At 67.4% G+C, this 16,855-nt stretch carries 12 protein-coding genes; 5 read left to right on the top strand and 7 right to left on the bottom strand.

Annotation, left to right across the window (positions count from 1 at the left end; all coding sequences use genetic code 11):
- Nucleotides 1-111 precede the first annotated feature (111 nt).
- Nucleotides 112-1,020 carry a LysR family transcriptional regulator gene (locus FCK90_RS12085; protein WP_158034547.1) on the bottom strand — a complete coding sequence of 303 codons (909 nt, stop codon included), beginning with the start codon at nucleotides 1,018-1,020 and terminating at the stop codon, nucleotides 112-114.
- Nucleotides 1,021-1,117: 97 nt separating this feature from the next.
- Here FCK90_RS12085 and FCK90_RS12080 point away from each other — a divergent pair, with 97 nt between their 5' ends.
- The 4 genes from FCK90_RS12080 (at nucleotide 1,118) to FCK90_RS12065 (ending at nucleotide 7,157) form a co-directional block, all read left to right on the top strand.
- Nucleotides 1,118-2,176, top strand: coding sequence for a YeiH family protein (locus tag FCK90_RS12080; RefSeq protein ID WP_158034546.1), 1,059 nt, complete (start codon nucleotides 1,118-1,120; stop codon nucleotides 2,174-2,176).
- 261 nt (nucleotides 2,177-2,437) lie between these two features.
- Nucleotides 2,438-4,684 carry a multicopper oxidase family protein gene (locus FCK90_RS12075; protein ID WP_158034545.1) on the top strand — a complete coding sequence of 749 codons (2,247 nt, stop codon included), beginning with the start codon at nucleotides 2,438-2,440 and terminating at the stop codon, nucleotides 4,682-4,684.
- A gap of 384 nt (nucleotides 4,685-5,068) precedes the next feature.
- Nucleotides 5,069-5,563 (top strand): superoxide dismutase family protein, encoded by a 495-nt coding sequence (locus FCK90_RS12070; RefSeq protein ID WP_246180285.1) that lies wholly within the window; start codon nucleotides 5,069-5,071, stop codon nucleotides 5,561-5,563.
- 145 nt (nucleotides 5,564-5,708) lie between these two features.
- Complete coding sequence (locus tag FCK90_RS12065; RefSeq protein WP_158034543.1) at nucleotides 5,709-7,157, top strand: sugar porter family MFS transporter; 1,449 nt, start codon at nucleotides 5,709-5,711, stop codon at nucleotides 7,155-7,157.
- Between the two features lie 99 nt (nucleotides 7,158-7,256).
- On the opposite strand, the gene FCK90_RS12060 is transcribed toward FCK90_RS12065, so the two are convergent.
- Nucleotides 7,257-8,222, bottom strand: coding sequence for an aldo/keto reductase (locus FCK90_RS12060; RefSeq protein WP_220433327.1), 966 nt, complete (start codon nucleotides 8,220-8,222; stop codon nucleotides 7,257-7,259).
- A gap of 278 nt (nucleotides 8,223-8,500) precedes the next feature.
- Here FCK90_RS12060 and nhaA point away from each other — a divergent pair, with 278 nt between their 5' ends.
- Nucleotides 8,501-10,300 (top strand): Na+/H+ antiporter NhaA, encoded by a 1,800-nt coding sequence (gene nhaA / locus FCK90_RS12055; protein ID WP_158034542.1) that lies wholly within the window; start codon nucleotides 8,501-8,503, stop codon nucleotides 10,298-10,300.
- 10 nt (nucleotides 10,301-10,310) lie between these two features.
- Here the strand turns inward: nhaA and FCK90_RS12050 are convergent, their stop codons facing one another.
- From FCK90_RS12050 to FCK90_RS12030, 5 genes are all read right to left on the bottom strand, one after another.
- Nucleotides 10,311-11,105, bottom strand: a complete 795-nt coding sequence (locus FCK90_RS12050) for an IclR family transcriptional regulator (protein ID WP_158034541.1) — start codon at nucleotides 11,103-11,105, stop codon at nucleotides 10,311-10,313.
- A 60-nt stretch (nucleotides 11,106-11,165) separates the two neighbouring features.
- Nucleotides 11,166-12,881, bottom strand: a complete 1,716-nt coding sequence (locus FCK90_RS12045; protein WP_158034540.1) for a formate--tetrahydrofolate ligase — start codon at nucleotides 12,879-12,881, stop codon at nucleotides 11,166-11,168.
- Between the two features lie 49 nt (nucleotides 12,882-12,930).
- On the bottom strand, nucleotides 12,931-14,235 hold the full coding sequence (locus tag FCK90_RS12040) for a glycine cleavage T C-terminal barrel domain-containing protein (RefSeq protein ID WP_158034539.1): 1,305 nt from the start codon (nucleotides 14,233-14,235) through the stop codon (nucleotides 12,931-12,933).
- Between the two features lie 94 nt (nucleotides 14,236-14,329).
- The gene (locus FCK90_RS12035; protein ID WP_246180282.1) at nucleotides 14,330-15,247 is read right to left on the bottom strand and encodes a methylenetetrahydrofolate reductase; all 918 of its coding nucleotides are present in this window, start codon (nucleotides 15,245-15,247) and stop codon (nucleotides 14,330-14,332) included.
- 210 nt (nucleotides 15,248-15,457) lie between these two features.
- Complete coding sequence (locus FCK90_RS12030) at nucleotides 15,458-16,519, bottom strand: LacI family DNA-binding transcriptional regulator (RefSeq protein WP_246180280.1); 1,062 nt, start codon at nucleotides 16,517-16,519, stop codon at nucleotides 15,458-15,460.
- Nucleotides 16,520-16,855: the final 336 nt, after the last annotated feature.

Below are 16,855 nucleotides of genomic sequence, written 5' to 3'. Positions count from 1 at the left end.
CACCCCGGACGACCCACCACCCTTCTAAGACCCCGCCCCTTTTTCTTCTTATTTCTTCTTAGGTCCACTCGTCTGCCGAGCATTCGGGGGAGGGCATGAAAGCCCTGGGGCTCAGCCCTTCGCGTCTCGTGAGATGACCTCCAGGAAGTCTCGCGCATTCCGCGATGGGCCGGAGCCGGCCCAGATGGCCGTCAGCGGGCGTGTGATCTGAAGGTTCCTGATCCGGATACGTACTAGGCGTCCCGTACGGACGTCCTCGGAGACCGCGAGGGAGCTCAGCGCCCCTGGGGCGACACCTGCCATGACGGCGCTGCGAATACCGAGCGTCGTGGAGAACTCGGCCACCGGCTCCGCCTGCAAAGGGTGGCCCGCCTCGGCCATCGCGTTCTCCAGTGCCTGCCGGGTGCCGCTCCCGCTCTCCCGCAGGACCAGCCCGGTCCTGGTGAGCTCCCGCGCGGATACGGCACCTTTCCTGGCCCACGGATGCTGGCGTTGCACGACCACCTCGATGCTGTCGTGCCCCACGGTCCTGGAACCCAGATCCGTCGGTACCGTCGGGGACTCGATGAACCCGAGGTCGGCGGTGCCTTCACGAACGGCGTTGATCACTGCGCTGCTGTTCTCGGCCTGGAGCCGAACCACCGGGCCGTCGTCGCCACGCTGAATGCGCCACCGCGCGATCCACTCGGGGAGGAGGTGCTCTGCGACCGTGAGGCTCGCCGCAACGTCCATGATCTGCGCTCGGTGCGCACGGAGTGAGTCGACGGTGCCGGTGAAATCATCGGCGGCCCTGAGCAGCCCGGCAGCCCAGCCGACGACGAGTTCGCCCGACGGCGTGAGTCGAGAACCCCGGGCGGAGCGCACCAGCAATCGGGTGCGCAGATCTGACTCCAGGTTCCTGATGCGCAGCGATACCGCCTGCTGGCTCACGCCGAGCTGTGAGCTCGCGGATGAGATGCTGCCCTGCTCGGCCACCAGGGCCAGAGCGCGCAGCGCCTCCAGGTCAGGTTCTCGATGCATGTCGGCCTCCGCCCGATTGGTCGCCACAACCTTAGCTTGTGGCCATGGCGGTATTTGCCTCTACTGGCCTAAGGCGCTCAAGACGACGATGGGAACCATGCTTCACGTACGTCCCGCCTCACCCTCTCTGCGAAAGCGGCTGTCCGGGGAGGCCGCTCCGCTGGTTCCCGGGCTGGGGCTGTGTCTCGCGGCGGCGGGGCTCTCCTGCGTACTCGGCCTGGTGTTCGCGGGGACCAGTCCCCTGATCATCGCGGTGGCTCTGGGAATCGCGACGGCGAACATCTTCCGCCTGCCGGCCGCCACGACCAGCGGCATCGACTTCTCCGCCCGGAGGCTGCTGCGCCTGGGCATCGTCTTCCTCGGCCTGCAGCTCGTGCTCTCCGATATCGCCGGCCTGGGTGCTGCGATGCTGTTCGTCATCGGCGGCATTGTGGCCGCGGGCCTGCTCGGCACGGTGCTCATGGGCCGGGCGCTTCGGGTGCCCGCCCACCTCACCCTGCTCATCGCGTGCGGATTCTCCATCTGCGGAGCTGCGGCGGTGGCCGGCGTGGCGGGGGCGACCAGGACGGACGACGGGACGGATGAGGACGCCGTCACGGCCGTCGCCCTCGTGGTGATCTTCGGGACGCTCATGATTCCCCTCATGCCGTTCGCGGCGAGCCTGCTGGGGCTGAGTGACGAGAGCGCGGGGATGTGGGCCGGCGGGTCGATCCAGGAGATCGCCCAGGTCATCGCCGTCGGCGGAGCGATCGGCGGAGGAGCCCTGACTGCGGCTGTCGTCGTGAAGCTCGCCCGTGTCCTGCTGCTCGCTCCGGTGGTCACGATCATCAGCATTCAACGACGGCGATCCCTCCTCGAGCTGGAGCGCTCGGGTCAGCGGAGCCCGGACGCGAAGCTGCCGCCGATCGTGCCGTTGTTCGTCCTGGGATTCATGGCAATGGTGGTTCTGAGGTCTTTCGTTCCCCTGCCGGAGGTTATTCTGGAATTCGGGTCGATAGCGCAGACGGCCCTTCTGGCGGCGGCCATGTTCGCTCTCGGTTGCGGGGTGCGGATCAAGAACCTCTTGCGGGTCGGGTTCAGGCCCTTCGCTCTCGCCGCACTGTCGACTTTTCTTGTCACGTCCATCGCGTACATCGGCGTCGTGTGGGTGGCCTGATTCCTTGACTGCGTTGGGATAATGATGCGCTCAAGGGCCGCCTGCCTGCGGGAACTGTGCAAAACGGCGGTCCTGTCCTGTTCGTTCCGCCGGCCCTGATCGTGGAACTTGTGAAATCGCCTCATGATCCCTTGACAGTTTTATCGTAAAGATCAATCGTTGCCAATATGCCGATAGTCGTTTTCCGGATTCAGAGACGAACTGCGCGGAATATACGGTAATCGGCGCGGAAATAATGGCAGCTGAGAAATCGGGTTCATCATGTCAACGGCGACACCATCCGGGCGATCCGCGTCATCCACGGATGCACAGAACGACATTCACCAAGATCCTCCGGAGGGTGCCGGGAACCGCGAGGAACAGCTCCTCCGCAACGACGCGGAGACCGGCAGCGCGGTGGTCCAGTCCGAGATCACCCTGGTCGGCGCCCCGGACGGGATCGTGCACCCCGACGAGGAGGAGGGGCTTTCTCGATCTCACTTCCCCGGAGAGGCGTCGACGCTCGGACTGCGCAAGTTCCGCGACCACCTGCCCATGCCCAGTGTCATTCGCGCGTGGGAACGACCCAGGGGCATCCCGGTCTCCGTCTCCGCCGAGATCGCAAAGGTCCGCCACCATGCCGATCTGCCCCTCGTCGACGCCTGGACCTACGAGGGCAAGATGCCGGGGCCCACGATCGAAGTCCAGTCCCATCGCCTCGTCCTGATCGACTGGAGGAACGCGCTCACCGAGGACGGCCGGCATTCCCACGGCCATCAGGACCATCTCGAGGACGAACCGGCGGGCCTTCCCTATGACGTCGTCCGGGTGCCACCGCATCCGAGCGGGATCGGGGAGACCATCCGCATCGCGGGCCAGCCGGGCGGGATGGCGCAGGAGGACCATGGCCACGGCCACCTGCATCCGCAGCCGGAGAACGCCTATCCTCGCCTTGCCGGCACCGACGGGATCCGCGCCGCCACGAGCGTGCACCTTCACGGTGCCCTCACCGACGGTCACAACGACGGCTGGGCGCACAACGTGATGCTGCCCGGCCACACTGCCCGGTGCACCTATCCCAACCGGCAAGAGGCATGCACGATGTGGTACCACGACCACGCCATGGCGGTGACCCGCTTCAGCGTCTACGCGGGGCTGGCCGGCTTCTATCTGATCCGCGACGCGAATGAGGAGAGACTCCGCCTTCCCGCAGGTGCCTTCGAGCTGCAGCTGATGGTGGCCGACCGCAACCTCGAATCGGAGCCCGGCAGCCCGGAGGACTTCCGGCCCACGGGGCGGTTCCTGTACAAGCAGGCAGGTATCGGCGCCGACGATACGGCCACCGAGATCCCCGTCACCGGTCCGTTCAACTCCGTGAACGGGAAGATCTGGCCGACTCACCGGGTGGAGGCCCGCTGGCACCGCATTCGCCTGCTGAACGCGTCCAACTCCCGCATCTACCGCTTCGCGCTCTACGACACCACCGACGAAGCGGTTCCGCTGGATACGAATCTGGCGTCGAACCCGGCGGGAGGCTTCGGTGCTGATCCGACTGCCTTCGGGATGGACCGGAAGTCCCAGGCCCTGGTGGTCATCGGGACCGAGGGCGGATTCCTGCCCGAGCCCGTCATCGCGCCGAACGGCGTCGTTGAACTCGGGCCGGGGGAGCGTACGGATGTGCTGGTGGATTTCGCGGCCCTGCGCGGGCGCACGGTGGAGCTGCGCAACGAGAACGCCACCAACCTCAACCCCCGCCTGGGCCAGCCCGATGCCACGGTGATGCAATTCACCGTGGACAAGCGGCAGCGCAAGGATCCCTTCAAGCTCCCGAAGAAGCTCAACCCCGCCTATTACCGGTGGCGCCTGGACAGCGATGGCGCTCCGGTGGTCGGCCCCGACCCCGTCAAGGACAAGATCGAGGACGTCAAGCACGTCTGGATCGGGGTGATCCCGCCCGGTACGCGCGGCAACGTGCATCCGCAGATGTGGGAACTCGAGGACGTGAGCCATCTGGCCCCGGAAGAGATCGGCGACACGGAGGTGATCCGCCTGTCGCGGGAGGGCGGCGATCCGCTGATCCTGCGCGCGGGGCCCAAGCTGTTCGACGACGCCGTGCGGATCCTGCTCGCGGAGAAGGACTGGGCGATGTGGCATGTCGTCCACCTCGGCGGACCCGCGCATCCGATCCACATCCACATGACCACGTTCCAGATGATCGAGCGCCGCTCCTGGGGGATCGCTGGGGGCAACGTACCCGGATTCGATCCCGTGACCGGATCGACCGCTCAGCCGTTGCCCCTGCCGGGCCTGGTGCCCATCGACGCGATCACCGGCGGGACGAAGGAGACCTGGGTCGTGAGGCCCGGTGAGATCGTCACGGTGCTGGGGCACTTCGCCGGGGCGAACGGGTCGTTCATGTACCACTGCCACATCCTCGACCACGAGGACCACACGATGATGCGTCCCTTCGTGGTCCTGCCCGCCAGCATCATGGCTTTCCACGGCGGCCACGGTGGTGACCATCACTGACGGATCACTGACGGATCACTGACGGATCACCGACGGATCACCGACGGATCGCCCCGGAGTCGTGGAGGAGCCCGAAGCAATTGTCAGCAGCCTGAGAACGGGCGTCCCGCCCGGGATCAGGGGTAACGAACCAGTACGATCCGGCAGTACTGCCGAGTGAGGACGACAAAGATGCCTACCCCCGCCCCGTACACGAACACATCCGCTCTGAGCCGACCGCTCCCGCCTGGGCGTCTCCGCCTGGTGGCGCTGTCACTGGGCGCGGTCCTGGCTCTCAGCGCCTGCGCGAACGGCGATGGTGCAGACACGGCCACTCCTGAGGGCGACGCGACGTCCCAGTCGAACGGGACGACTTCGGAGGCGACCCAAGGAGGATCGGCGCCTTTGGGAACTGCCGCCCTGGCCGGGGTCGACGGCGGTTCCGTCGGGGAGGTGAGGGTGGTCCCGACTGATGGAGGCGTTCAGATCGACGCTGACGTGGAGAACCTGGAACCCGGTTTCTACGGGTTCCATGTTCATCAGGTAGGCGAGTGCGAAGCCGAAAGCGCTGCGCCTGACGATCCCTCGGACACCGGGGCGTTCCTGTCCGCCGGATCCCATATACCCGGTGAGGGAGGGGCCGATCACCCAGGTCATGCCGGGGACCTGCCGACTCTTCTGGTCAACGAGGACGGCAGCGGATCGATGACGGTCATCACCGACCGCCTGGATGAATCCTTGCTCATGGACGACGACGGCAGCGCCATCATGATCCATGCCGACCCCGACAACTTCGCCAACATTCCGGAGCGCTACGCCTCGGAAGGCCCCGACGAGGACACGACGGCGACCGGCGACGCCGGTGACCGGCTGGCGTGCGGCGTCATCGAGGCGCCGTGACCCGACGGGCGTAACAAGCTGGGTCCAGGGCGGCTCGACGGCCCTGGGCAACGCAATGTGACCTGCGGACTCTTCCTTTGGTGTGAGGACAGTCACATACTAGGTGGGTCCACCACCCGTGGCTCACACCGACAAAGGAGTCCTCGTGTCCACATCCCCTACGTCGTCCTCATCCGCAGGCTCGGTCGCAGCGTCTCGCGGAGCCAACGGCCTGGTCCTGCGCAGCGCGATCGTCGCAGCCCTGGGCGGTCTGCTGTTCGGCTTCGACACCGCTGTCATCTCGGGAACGACCAGCTCGCTTCAGCGGGTCTTCGACCTCGGCGGCTTCGGACTCGGCTTCACCGTCGCTACGGCCCTGATCGGCACCATCATCGGTGCGTTGTTCGCGGGTTATCCCTCCAACCGGTACGGGCGGAAGAAGGTGCTGTTCGCGATCGCGATCCTGTACTTCTTCTCGTCGATCGGCAGCGGGGTCGCCAGCGAGTCGACCGCCGGCTGGTACTTCTTCATGATCGCCCGCTTCGTCGGCGGCGTCGGGGTGGGCGCGGCCAGCGTGGTCGCGCCGATCTATACCACCGAGATCTCGCCGGCCCGGCTGCGCGGCCGTCTGGTGGGCCTCGTCCAGTTCAACGTGGTGCTGGGTATTCTCCTGGCCTACCTGTCCAACTGGGTCATCTCGCGGACCATCGACGACTCCGTGGCCTGGCGGTGGATGTTCATCGTCGAGGCGCTCCCGGCGCTGGTCTTCTTCATCCTGGTCTTCACCCTTCCCGAAAGCCCGCGCTGGCTCTACATCCAGGGCCTCGGTGACCGTGCCTTCGGGGTGCTCACGCGCCTGACCAGCTCCCGCGAGGAGCTCGTCGCGGAGTTCCGCGAGATGGAGGAGGCCGCTCTGCGGGATCAGAACATCGGCAAGGTGAATCTGTTCACCTCCCGCTACCGCAAGGTGATCCTGCTCGCGATCGCGATCGCGGCCTTCAACCAGCTCTCCGGCATCAACGCGATCCTCTACTACGCTCCCTCGATCTTCGAGATGGCAGGTGCGAGCGGTGACGTGGCGCTGCTGCAGTCCGTCGTCGTCGGCCTGGTGAACCTGTTCGCCACGATGGCCGCGCTGACGGTGATCGATAAGATCGGCCGCCGCAAGCTGATGCTCGTCGGTTCGATCGGCTACCTGGTCTCCCTCGGAGCCGTGGCCTTGGTCTTCTTCACGGGTGACCCCGAAGCCGGCTTCAGCCCCGCCTCGTCCGTCTTCGTCCTCGTCGGCCTGATCGTGTTCATCGCCGCTCACGCCTTCGGCCAGGGTTCCGTGATCTGGGTCTTCATCGCCGAGATCTTCCCCAACAAGGTCCGCGCCCAGGGTCAGGCCCTCGGCAGCTTCACCCACTGGTTCTTCGCCGCCGTCATCTCCTGGACGTTCCCCGCCGTCTCCGGGGCCTTCGGAGGCGGAACGGCCTTCGCGATCTTCTTCGTCTGCATGGTGCTGCAGCTCTTCTGGGTCCTCAAGATCATGCCCGAGACCAAGCAGGTGCCGCTCGAGGAGATGGCAGGGGTCCTCGGACTGCCCGAGAGCGAGCTCGCGGAGGACCGCTGACCACCCCTTCCGTATCGGCTTCACCGGCTGCGCGGTGTCTCTCGCGGGTATCTCCCGGCGAGGGACACGGCGCAGCCGGTTTCGCCTGTTCTGCCTCGCTCAGGCGAACGGCGAGGAGGCGTCGTCGAGCCGGCGGACCTCCTCCTCGGAGAGCTGCACGGAGGGGGCGGCCATCAGCGCGGTGAGCTGCTCCTCGTTCCGTGCCGATGCGATCGGCGCGGTGACCCCCTTGGCCAGCAGCCAGGCCAGGGCGATGGACGACGCCGGAACATCGTGGGCCCCGGCGATATCCATGACGGTACGGACCGTCTTCAGGCCGTCCTCCGAGAAGTAGCCCTCGGCCATGGACTCGCGGTCCGCGCCCGCCAGGTCCTCCTGGGTCTGGTACTTGCCGGTGAGGAAGCCGGAGGCGAGGGAGAAATAGGAGAAGACCCCGGCCCCGAACTCCCGGGCGATCGGTGCGTAGGCGGTCTCGAAGTCCTTGCGATGGACCAGGCTGTACTGCGGCTGGATCGCCACCGGCTGGGCCAGACCCTCCGCCGCGGCGACCTCGAACCACTCGCGCATCCGTTCGGGTGAGTAGTTCGAGACCCCGATGTGCCGCGCCTTGCCTGCGCGCACCAGCTCGTCGTAGGTGCGAGCCTGGTCTGCGATCCGCACCGACTCGTCGTCGAAGTGGGCGTAGAAGAGATCGACGTAGTCCGTGCGGAGGCGCTTGAGCGAGCCATCGAGCGCGGCGTGAACGGTCTCCCGGGACTGCCCGCTGCGGCCTTCCAGCTGGCCGGCCTTGGTGGCGATCACGACCTGATCCCGCACGCCTCGGGTGGCCAGCCAGGATCCCAGCACGGTCTCGGACTCGCCGCCGGAATTTCCCTCGGCCCAGGCGGAGTAGACGTCCGCCGTATCGATGAAGTTGCCGCCCTGCTCCACGAAGGAGTCCAGTACGGCGAAGGATTCCCGCTCGTCGGTGGTCCATCCAAAGGTGTTGCCCCCGAGGTTGACGGGGAAGATCTCCAGATCGGTCCCCGGGATCTGCACGGTGGCTGTGCGAGTTGCGTTGTTCACTACTACTCCTCACTGATGGATGCTCTGCTTCCACCCCGGGCAACGCGCACCGCCGCTTCGATGTTCCGAGCCGCCGCCGTTCAAACCCGTCACCGTCCGAGGCCGCCGGCCGCCTGTCACCGGAGGCGTAGAGTCGGGAGGCGGGTCGTCCATCCCCGCGGGCGGCCGGGTCTTCGACTCTCATCTGGGGTATCGAGCACATATGAGGGAGGGTTCGCTGCGTGGAAGAAGCTCCAGGATCGCGCGACGGTAACCACGGAAGTGATTTTCGGCGTGCGATGCAGAGGAAAGTACGTCTCAAGAACCTGCTGAACAACGAGACCTATTCGGCCCTCGCGCTGGCGGCAGCCACGGTCGCGGCTCTGGTGTGGGCCAATATCGGCTCCAGTTACGAAAGCGTCTGGAGCACGGAGTTCGGGTTCACCACCGGTTCCTTCACCTTCCAGCTGCCTCTGAGCGAATGGGTCGACGAGGGTCTGATGGCCCTGTTCTTCTTCATGGTCGGCCTGGATGTGCGTCGCGAGCTCACGCTGGGTGAGCTGCGCACCAAGGAGCGCGCGATCTTGCCCGTGGTGGCCGCCCTGGGCGGGCTGGCGGCCCCGGCGCTGATCTTCCTGCTCGTCACCTGGGGAGAGGGGTACTCCACCGCCTGGGGATCGGTGATATCCACCGATACGGCCTTCGCACTCGGCATGCTCGCCCTCATCGGGCCGCGGAACGCTCCCCGGCTCAAGGTCTTCCTGCTGGCGCTGGCGGTGGTCGACGACATCGGCGCGCTCTCGGTCATCGCGGTCTTCTATACCGATGACCTCAATATCTGGGCGCTCGCGCTGGGGATCCTCGGCCTGGCCGGGGTGTGGGCGCTGCAGAAGCTCAACGTCTGGCGGGTCATGCCGTATGCCGTGCTCGGCATCTACACCTGGGCGTGCTTCTACGCCTCGGGCGTGCACGCGACCCTCGCCGGTGTCCTGATCGCGCTCATCATGCCGGTCTATCCGCCCCGGCGCCGCGACGTGGTGCTGGCGTCGCGGATGTTCCAGCTCTTCCGTCAGGCCCCGCAGCCCGATATGGCCCGCAGCGTCCGCGCGGTGGTCTCCTACTCCGTCCCCTTGAACCAGCGCCTCTCCGCGGTGCTGCCGCCGTACGTCAACTACATCGTGGTGCCGCTCTTCGCCCTGGCGAACGCGGGCGTCGCGCTGACGCCCGATGCGCTCGGATCGGCCTTCACCTCCAAGCTCACGTGGGGCGTGGTCCTGGGCCTCGTGGTCGGGAAGGCCGTGGGCATCACGGCCGCCGCTGCCTGCGTGCTCAAACTCGTGCCCTCCTCCCGCCTGCCGGGCCTGGACCTTCCCCGTATCGCCGGTGCCGCGGCACTGTCCGGGATGGGGTTCACGATCTCCCTGCTGGTGGTCGGGCTGGCCATCGACGACGGCGCGGTCGCGGACCAGGCGCGGGTCGGCGTGCTACTGGCCTCTGTGGTGGCGCTGCTGTGCGCCTGGGTCGTCTTCCGCGCGGGCGAGCGGTTCCGGCCCTTGCCTCCACCGGCGGGCATGCACCTGGACCGGGAGGTTGACCCTGAGACCGATCACATTCGCGGCGACCTCCAAGCCCCTGCCACGCTCGTGGTCTACGCGGCGATGAACCTGGCCTACCGGCATGACACCGCCGAGGCCCTCTCCCAGGTGCGTCGCGTCATGGGGGACAGGGTCCGGATGGTCCTCCGTCATCACACGACCTCCGAGGCGGCCAGGACGGCGGCGCTCGCCCTCGAAGCGGCCGGAGCACAGGGCCGGTTCTGGGAGATGCACGACGAACTCACCCGGATCCGCCCGGAGATCGACAACGACCTGGTCAGCGCGGCCGCCGAGCGGGTCGGGCTCGACGTCGCGAAATTCGAGGAGCGCATCAACCGGCAGATCGATCGCGGCCGGGTCGACGACGACAACCTGGATCTGGAGGAGGCCGAAGCCGGCAGCGCTCCGATCGTCTACATCAACGGAACCCGTTTCGACGGACCGTTGAACAGCCTCGCCATGGCCTCAGGGGTCCGGCGCGCCCTCGACACGCAGCCGGCGTGAGCGGCTGCGCTCACGCCGGGTCGACGGGCGGCACCCAGCCGAGGGCCTCAGACACCTCGTCGGCGGCGGTGACGACCAGCGCCACGATCTCCTCACGGGAATCGGGGGTGAGGCGGAAGCTCGAGCCGCTCACGCTGAGGGAGGCGACGATGTCGCCATGGGCATCGCGCACCGGTGCGGCGAGCGCCGTCATCCCCTCCTCGAGCTCGTCGACGGTCACGGCGTATCCCTCTCGGCGGACCTCGGCGAGCTCGCGGTGCAGCGTCCGGCGACGGGTGATGGTGCGTTCGGTATACCGCTTCAGATCGGGCAGCAGCCGGTCCACCTCGTCGGCCTCGAGCGCTGCGGCGAGGACCTTGCCGTTGCTGGTGGCGTGCAGGGGGATGCGCTGGCCGACCCAGTTGTAGGGCTGCAGGGTCGCGGCTCCGGCGATCTGGTCGAGGTAGAGGGCCGAGGCGTCGACCAGCACGGCCAGATTGACCGTCTCACCGGTATCGGCGGCCAGTCGTTTGCCGATCGGGCGTGAGGCCTGCACGATGTCGATCCGGGCCGCCGTCGTACCCGCCATCCGGATCAGGCCGACGCCGAGACGGTATTTACCGCGGTCCTCCGTCTGCTCCACCATGCCCCGGGCCTCCAGCGTCCCGATGAGCCGGAAGGCGGTGCTCTTGTGCACGCCGAGGGCCTCTGCCACCGTGGTGACCCCCGCCTCGCCCTCATGGGCGAGGAACTCGAGGATGGTGACGGCGCGGTCCACCGACTGCACGATGCCGGTGTCTCGGTTCTGCTGCGACTCGGTGCTCATGGCGGCAGGATAGCAAGTCTGTTGCGTATCGCGATTTTATCGAGCGTATTGCGCAACATATTAGGAGAGTCCGCTCACTCGGCCATCCTCTTCGATCGACATCGTGGCGCTGGCGGGGCGGCGGGGCAGCCCGGGCATGGTCATGACGTCTCCCGTCATGAGGACGACGAAACCGGCGCCCGCCCTCAGCCGGACCTCTCGGATGTCGACGACGTGGTCCTCCGGCGCCCCCAGGCGGCTCGGGTCCGTGGAGAAGGAATAGGGCGTCTTGGCGAAGCAGACGGGCAGGTGGCCGTATCCGTCGGTCTCGATCTGCTTCAGCTGCCGCCGTGCCGTCGCGCTCCAGGTCACCTGCGAGGCCCGGTAGACGCGGTGCGCGACCGCCTCGGCCTTGGTGACCATGTCTGCTTCGTCCGGGTAGCAGAAGGACACCTCGCCGTCGTCCTCGGCCAGCAGGCGCTGCACCGCCTGGGCCAGGCCCGCGGCACCGGCGCCGCCGTGGGCGGCATGCGTGGCCTCGACGGCCTCGGCCCCTTCGGCGGCGGCGATCTCCCGGACCGCGGCGATCTCGGCATCGGTGTCCTGCGGAAAACGGTTGATCGCGACCACGGCCGGGATGCGGAAGACCTCCCGCAGGTTCTGCAGGTGGCGGCGTAGATTCGCCGCCCCCGCCCGCACCGCGCAGATGTCCTCCTCCTGCAGATCGGGCAGTGCGACACCGCCGTGGAACTTCAGGGCACGGACGGTCGCGACGACCACCGCGGCACCCGGACGCAACCCGGAGAGCCGGCACTTGAGGTCGATGAACTTCTCCGCGCCGAGATCCGCACCGAATCCGGCCTCGGTCACCACGACCTCCGAGGTGGCCAGGGCGGTCCTGGTCGCCAGGACGGAACTGCAGCCGTGGGCGATGTTGGCGAACGGCCCTCCGTGGACGAACGCCGGGGAGTGCTCCAGCGTCTGCACCAGATTCGGCTGCAGCGCCGTGGAGAGCAGGATGGTCATGGCCTCCTGGGCCTGCAGGTCCGCCGCGGTGACGGGCCGGCGGTCACGCGTGTACGCGACGACGATCCTGCCGATCCGTTCCTTCAGGTCCGTCAGCGACGTCGCCAGGCAGAAGATCGCCATGAGCTCGCTCGCCACGACGATGTCCCATCCGTCCTGGCGGGGTACTCCGTTCGACGGACCGCCAAGGCCGATCACGACTTCCCGCAGCGCCCGGTCGTTGACATCGAGCACCCGTTTCCAGGTGATCCTCCGCGGGTCGATGTCCAGGGCGTTGCCCTGGTGCAGGTGATTGTCGATCAGAGCGGACAGCAGGTTGTTGGCGGAGGCGATCGCCGCGAAATCCCCGGTGAAATGGAGGTTGATGTCGACCATCGGCACCACCTGCGACCATCCGCCGCCGGCGGCGCCGCCCTTCATCCCGAAGACCGGCCCCATGCTCGGCTCGCGCAGCGCGGCACTGGCCCGGACGCCGAGATGCCGCAACCCGTCGGTGAGCCCCACCGTCGTCGTGGTCTTGCCCTCTCCCGCGGGAGTGGGGGAGATCCCCGTGACGAGCACCAGACGGCCCTGCGGAGCGTCTTCGAGCCGCCTGAGCCAGGTCCGGTCGATCTTGGCCACGTGCCGGCCGTGCGGCACGAGAGCCTCTTCCGGCAGGCCCAGCATCTGCTCCGCGACCCAGCTGATGGGCCACGGCGTCACCGAGTCGGCGATCGACCCGTCGTCCAGGAGTTCGTCGTCCGGTGCGGAGCGGTCGGTGTTGACGGTCATCGCGGGGTTCTCCCTCCATCGGGCCTCACGGCCGGGTCACGGTCCGGGCTCATACGGCTGCATCGAGGCCGCGCGAGCGCAGGCGCTCACGCTGATTGGGGTTCACCGAGGGACGGAACGGCATCTCGACCACCTCGGCGGGTACCGGGACACCGGGCTCCTCGGAGTACTCGTCGGGCAGGTGGACCCACAGCGGCGTCCCGAGAGCGCTGTGCGCGATGGGGACGTGTGCCATCGCGATGTTGCCCTCGAGCTCGGGGGAGTACCACGGCGATGTCACGTATCCGATCGGCTCCTCCTCAGGATTGATGGAGACCAGCCAGAAGTCAGGGGCGTAGTCGTCGATCGGTCGGCCTCCCAGCCGTAGGCCGACGAGCGTGTGGGTATAGGTCGGCTCGCCGGATTCCAGGGCGGCGCGGGCCCGTTCCAGCGCGGCCTTGCCGATGTAGTCGGCTTCCTTGGTCCGCGGCACCTGGTAGCCGAGGTTCACCTGGAACGGCAGCGTCTCGTGATCCATGTCCTGGCCCCAGGACAGGATGCCGGCCGCGATGCGACGGTGGTGCGCCGGGGCGATCACCGCGAGCTGGTGGGGCCGGCCCGCCTCGAGCACCGCGTTCCACAACGTCTCGGCGTGCAGGGAGGCGTCGTAGAGGTAGATCTCGTAGCCCTTCTCGCCGGAGAAGCCCGTCTGGGACACGATGACGTCGCACCCGGCGAGCGTTCCCGCGTACAGGCCGTAGGAGGGGATCTCGGCGATCTCCGGTCCGAAGAGATCGGCCATCAGATCGACGGACTTCGGACCCTGGATCTGGACCGGGGCGACGTCGATCTCGTGGATGTCGACGTCGAAGCGACGGCCGACGTTGACGCCCTGGAGCCAGAACATCAGGTCCGAGTCCGACAGGCTGAACCAGTACTCGTCCTCGGCGATGCGCAGGAGCACCGGGTCGTTGAGGATGCCGCCGGCCTCGTTGCACAGGATGACGTAGCGCGCCCGCATCGGCGGGATCTTGGTGGCATCGCGGGTGATCACGAAGTCGACGAATGCCGCGGCGTCGGGGCCCTTGATCTGGATCTGGCGCTCCACCGCGACGTTCCACATCGTCACGTGATTCACGAGGGAGTCGTACTCCACCATCGCCCCGCCGTCCTCGGGGCGGACGTAACCGCGCGGGTGGTACATGCGGTTGTAGACGGACGCGCGCCAGCAGCCCGCTTCCGCGGAGAGGTGCCAGTACGGGGACTTGCGCACGCGGGTGTCGATGAGCATCTCGACCGGGGTCCGGCCGGACTGGCGCAGGTTGATCGGGACGAGGCGGTCGGACTGGTCGACCGACGGGACGTTGTGGCTCATGGGGTGCTCCTGGTGTTTCGTCGGTTGAGGGCGGATGCGGTGAGTGCTCCCCGTGGCGGGTTGCGGCTGCTCGGCAGTGGTTCACGCTGGAAATTCAGGCAGGAAGGTGGTGCTCCTTCCCGAGGCGGCTCAAGAGGTCGGTGCGCCATGTCTCGGCCTCTGCCACATGGTTGAAGGTGAAGACGTGGAGCCCCGCGATCCGCGATTCCTCCCGGGCCAGGGCGGGCCCGAGGTGCCGCAGGAAGGACTCGCTGGAGAACCCGTCGGGTCGTAGGAGCCTCATGACGGCACGAGGATGCTTGGTCAGGAAGCGGGTTGAGTCGCCGACGCCGATACGGGAGGCGACACGCAGCAGCTGGGCCGTGCTGACCGGGCCGGGGATCCCCAGCCACAGCGGCAGGGTCACACCGCGGCGTCGCACCCGCGTCAGCCAGGTCTGGACCACCTGCGGGTCGAAGGTCATGTTGCTCACCATCGTGGTGGCGAGTTCGCGTTTGTCCCACATCGCCTGGATCGTCATATCGTCCGGGATCGTGGGATGCGACTCCGGGTAGGCCGTGATGCCCGTGGAGGCGAACGGGCGCCCGAGCTCGTCCAGGGCATGCAGCAGGCTGAAGGCGTCGGGATAGGCCCCGGCTTCCGCGGCGTCGCCGCTGGGGATGAACACCTCGTCGATGCCCGCCGCGCGCAGGCGGGTCACGATCTCAGCCAGCTCCTCCGCATCGGTGACCATACGAGCGGCCAGGTGCGGAACTGCCCGGTACCCGAGCGCGCTGAGCCCTTCCGCGAGGGCGAGAGTGGCCTCCAGGCCGCGGGAGGGGGAAGCGGTGACCGTCACGATGCGCCCCGGCGGGAGGTGCTGTGCGACGAGTTCCGCAGCGCCCGCCGTGGGCAGGACCTCGAACCGCGGCGAGGTGAGCGAACGGGCGACGGCTTCCACGGCCGACCGGCTCGACGGCATCCATCGCCCCGTGTGCCCCCGGCGCCCGATGGGGAATTTTATGTTGCGCATCGTGCAATCCGTTTCGTGATACGCATCTGATGAGGCCACCGTACGTTGTCGGGGGCCTCCGGCGGTAGAGGGCGGGAGCAGATTTTCCCGCGGGGGAGTCAACCGGGGATGGCGGTATGGCCTCGCCTATCAGAGGCGGTCGGATGGATGTCGTCGACAAGACGTCCCAGATGCACACATAGCAAGGCATGCAGGAGCTGACGTCCGGATTCAGGAGCCGGAAGAACCCGCCGCGGGGCCGGTGGAGGCCCGGGCGATGAAGTGGGCCGGGAGGATCTCGTCCGTAGGCTCGTTGTCCGCGCCCGATATGTGGTCCAAGAGCCGTCTGACGGCCCGGACCCCTTGCTGCTGGGCGTGCTGATCGATGGTCGTCAGTCCCAAGGCCTCCCCGATCGGGTGGGCGTCGATGCCGATCACTGAGAGATCCGCGGGCACCGAGAGGCCGAGGTCTCTCGCAGCCAGGATGGCGCCTGCGGCCATCTCGTCGGAAGCGCTGAAGATGGCCGTGGGTCGGTTGTCGGGGTCCGCCAGGAGATTCTTGGCGCGCTGGTAGGCATCCATGAGCGTGTAGTCGGAGACGATCGACCATTCCGGATCGATGGGCAGGCCGGCCTCGGTCATGGCTCGTTCGTAGCCGGCACGCCGGTTGCTGGACATCGTGAAATAGCGCCCCTGCTCATCGACGCCGCCGAGGTGGCCGATGCGCCGGTGGCCCAGTCCGATCAGGTGCTGCGTCGCCCGGTGCCCGACGTCGAGATCGTCGATGCTGACGGTGGGAGCGCCCACGAGCGGGCCCCCGACCCCGACGAAGGGAATCCCCGCCGAGAACAGCTGCCGTGTCTCCGCCGGTTCCAGCTGCAGCGCGACCGCCACAGCCGCGTCGAGTCGTTTGCGCAGCAGGAAGTCGGTCAGGACGGTCTCGCGGTACCGGTCGCCGTCGAAGTTGTACAGGGACAGGTCGTAGCCGGCCTCCAGCAGTGCCCTGGAAACGCCCTCGAGCACGGTGGAGAAATACCAGCGGTCGATATGGGGGAGCACGACTCCGATGTTGCGGCTCCGGCCGCTGGCCAGGCTCGAAGCGTGATACGAGACGACGAAGCCGAGCTCCTGTGCCGCCTGCTGCACCCTGAGCTTGGCCCGGGAGGAGACGTGCCCCTTGCCGGACAGGGCGCGGGAGACGGTCGCGGTGGACACGCCAGCGCGGGCGGCTACGTCCTGGAGCCGGGGAGGGGTCACGTGCCCGTTTCGGGGAGGCTCCCTGTCTGTGGCCATCTGCATTCCTCGGGTTCGGGGTGTATAGCGGGTTTCGCGCCGGTACTGAGCGGGGCAAAGGTGTCGTCGTCGATCAAGCCTAGGCATTCGGCCGGCCGAAGTCCGCGGTCCATGCCGGTTCACGGACCTGCCACCGAGAGCGACGGTTCGGGTCCGGACGGAGCGAGTCCGCCAGGGCACCGGGACCCTGATGGACGCGGGTGCCCCGCTATGGGTGCCAATGCGATCAAAATGTAATCGCTGTCATCTATTTACCAGTGTGTATGCAACGTTCCATCAGTTCGTAGACACCAATTATGGTAGCGCTTACAGTAGTGAGTCAGGTCACGCTCCGCG

Origin of the sequence: Kocuria coralli (genome assembly GCF_008831305.1) — a bacterium.
Classification (GTDB): Bacteria; Actinomycetota; Actinomycetes; order Actinomycetales; family Micrococcaceae; genus Kocuria; species Kocuria coralli.
This window is presented reverse-complemented; position numbering and strand designations above follow the sequence as displayed.